The sequence below is a fragment of the Caballeronia sp. genome (genome assembly GCF_049581465.1).
Classification (GTDB): Bacteria; Pseudomonadota; Gammaproteobacteria; order Burkholderiales; family Burkholderiaceae; genus Caballeronia.
This window is the reverse complement of sequence record NZ_JBAUSA010000934.1, coordinates 1-2,677: the sequence shown is the minus strand read 5'-3', so window position 1 is coordinate 2,677 and position 2,677 is coordinate 1. Positions and strand designations below refer to the sequence as shown.

Sequence of the window (2,677 nt, the reverse complement as noted above, 5' to 3'; positions counted from 1 at the left end):
GCTATAGCGATCGCGGATAAAGGATGGAGGCGCGCGCTGGCCGAAGATCCGCATCTGCGCGCCGGGTTGAATGTATGCGAGGGCCAGGTCACCTATAAAGCTGTCGCACGCAACCTGGGTTACAGCTACGTGCCAGCTGAAAGCCTGCTGACATGATCCGGCAATAGAAGGCTTGCCTCGCGTTTCATCCACGAGCCGCTTTGAAAGCATTGTAAGAGCCCCGCAGAAGCGGGGCAGCGGTTCTTGTTGATGACGCGGGCGCGTCAGACTGTTAGTCGCGTTTTCTTCTCCGGAATTGCCTTCTCCATGATGGTGCAAGGCGGACAGCCCATATCAAGGAACATATGGGCGGCTCAGCTTTGCTCGGTCAACTGAGTCGAATACAAATCTATTAACCAGTCGATAAAAATGTCGACTCGCCTTGGCCGGGTTCGATTGGGCATATACACAACGGACACAGGGCGCGGATTGGACGGATAGTCTCGCAGGACCCTAATCAGCCGCCCGGATCGCACGTGGGCATCGAGTACGAAGGTGCCCCCCTGTATCAGTCCGAGGCCCGCTAGCCCGCATGCCACGTAGCTATCTGCGTCGTTCACCAGGATCGCGCTCTTCAGTTGAACAGTACGAAACTCGTTTTTTTCGAGAAACTCCCAACCTCTGACACGCCCTGACTTCATGACGTAACTCACGCCGATGTGATCGCTGAGGTCATCCAGGGTGAAGGGCTCGCCATAGGCCTGGATGTAGTCCGGCGACGCGTAGGTCAGGATCTTATAAGTCCCTACGGTCTTCGCGACGAGTCCAAGGTCGATTATCGGTCCCACTTGCACGGCGCAGTCAAACCCTTCTTCGATCAGATCGGGGTGTTGATCAGCAATGCTAATGTCTAGTTGAATGTCGGGATTGTTGGCCAGGAATTTCGGTAGTTCCGGGATCACGATCGGCTTCGCGACCAGCGAGGGCATGCTCACGCGGACTATTCCACTATTGCTTCCCTTGGAAGCCTGAGCGTCGGCGTCCATTTCCTCCAGATCCCGCAGAAGTGCAATGCAACGTTTGTAGTAGCGAAGGCCTGCATCTGTCGGTTTGCAACGCCTGGTTGTCCGGTTTATGAGCTTCACGCCCAGGTCCAACTCGAGGGCCTGGATCATGCGGGACACATAGGCGGTCGACGCATGCAGTACTTCGGCGGCCCCGGTGAAGCTAGTCGATTCAACCACCTTCACGTACACCTTCATTCCAGAAATCTTGTCCATCGTGTGTTGTAGCCTACGTGACCCTTCATTGGGTTCGATACAACCATACTATCTTCAAATGAAGACAATCCGTAAACAATTTCTTCTGATAGAGTATCTTCAACAACCTGGCAATACGGGATTCTGACATGGCGATACTGACAACCGAAGATCTAACCGGCGAACGCTCGCCCGGGCGGCTTTTGCGCCGGATTCACAAATTGCTGGTAACACGCGTTGATTCGCTCTTCGACGACGCACAGTTGACAGTCATCCAGTGGACCGCTTTAAAGCTGATCCGTGACGGCGTGGCCACGACCGCAGGAGAGCTGGCCCGGTCGGTCGGCATTGCGACGGGCGCCACGACTCGACTGATCGATAGTCTCGAAGAGATCGGCTACATAAAGCGTGACCTTAGTTCTCCCGATCGACGCGTGGTCCGTCTGGTGCTCACGAAATCCGGGGAGGCCAAGCATGCTGAAAGGGTCCCGGTCATGGTCGCCAGCTGGAATGAGATCCTTGCCGACTTCAAAAAGCAGGAGGCGGAGCAATTGATCCGCCTCCTTACTAAACTCCATGACTCCATGGAACGCGTTGTCGAGACAAGCAGCCACGGCGATCGAGAAAACACCGGTTGACCCCTGCGTCAATCTCCGCGCGCACGGGTCGTGAGCGGTACTAATCTGCTGCCGCGACGTGCTTCGCCGGCGCCGGCCTGCGGGTGATCCAGACCACCAGCACCATCGCCATCGCCAGCCACCCGCTGGCGTAGAAGATGTCAAGCGACGACAACATGTAGGCCTGAGTGACCGTCTGTCGCATGATAGTTCCGGCCGCCTGCAAGGGATTCATGCCCTGGGCCTGAAGTTGCTCGGTGGCTTGACGATAGATAGGCGAGAAGATCGTGCCTGATTCGACCAGCCTGCTCTGGTGCAACGCCTCGCGTCGATCCCAGAACGTCGTAATGAGCGATGCGGCAAATCCCCCGGACGTGATGCGGGCAAAGTTCGAAATCCCGGTCGCAGACGGGACGCGCTCAGGCGGCATTCCGTCGAGCATGATATGCAAAAGCGGCACAAAGAACATACTCAGGGCAAAGCCTTGCAGGAACAGGGGCATGGCGAGCGTCCAGAAAGGGGCGTCTGGAGTGTACTGAGAACGCAAGAAGAAGCCTGCTGAGTACGCTACGAAGGAGCCTGTTGCCATCCAGCGCGGATCCATCTTCAGCCGCCCGACCGGCGTCGTCATCAATACTGCTACCAGACCGCTCGGAGCCGCAACGCACCCGGCCCACGTTGCGGTATATCCCATCTGTGTCTGCAGCCAGAGTGGCAGCAAGACATTGTTGGAAAACATCAACGCGTATCCCAGGCAAGTTGCAAGAACACCAAAGCAGAAATTGCGCCGCTTGAACAACGTCAAGTCCACTGCAGGCTTGC

Annotated in this window: 3 protein-coding genes and 1 pseudogene; 2 read left to right on the top strand and 2 right to left on the bottom strand. The window is 56.6% G+C overall.

The features are described 5' to 3' along the window. A pseudogene (locus WCA53_RS22965) lies at window positions 1–156 on the top strand (alanine dehydrogenase); the annotation flags it as partial. 197 nt (window positions 157–353) lie between these two features. Here the strand turns inward: WCA53_RS22965 and WCA53_RS22960 are convergent. Next, the gene (locus WCA53_RS22960; protein WP_423915887.1) at window positions 354–1,259 is read right to left on the bottom strand and encodes a LysR family transcriptional regulator; all 906 of its coding nucleotides are present in this window, start codon (window positions 1,257–1,259) and stop codon (window positions 354–356) included. A gap of 128 nt (window positions 1,260–1,387) precedes the next feature. Between WCA53_RS22960 and WCA53_RS22955 the strand changes: the two genes are divergently transcribed. Next, on the top strand, window positions 1,388–1,876 hold the full coding sequence (locus WCA53_RS22955; RefSeq protein WP_423915885.1) for a MarR family winged helix-turn-helix transcriptional regulator: 489 nt from the start codon (window positions 1,388–1,390) through the stop codon (window positions 1,874–1,876). A 40-nt stretch (window positions 1,877–1,916) separates the two neighbouring features. On the opposite strand, the gene WCA53_RS22950 is transcribed toward WCA53_RS22955, so the two are convergent. After that, window positions 1,917–2,677, bottom strand: a 761-nt coding sequence (locus tag WCA53_RS22950) for an MFS transporter (protein ID WP_423915882.1), incomplete at its 5' end; no start/stop codon positions are given.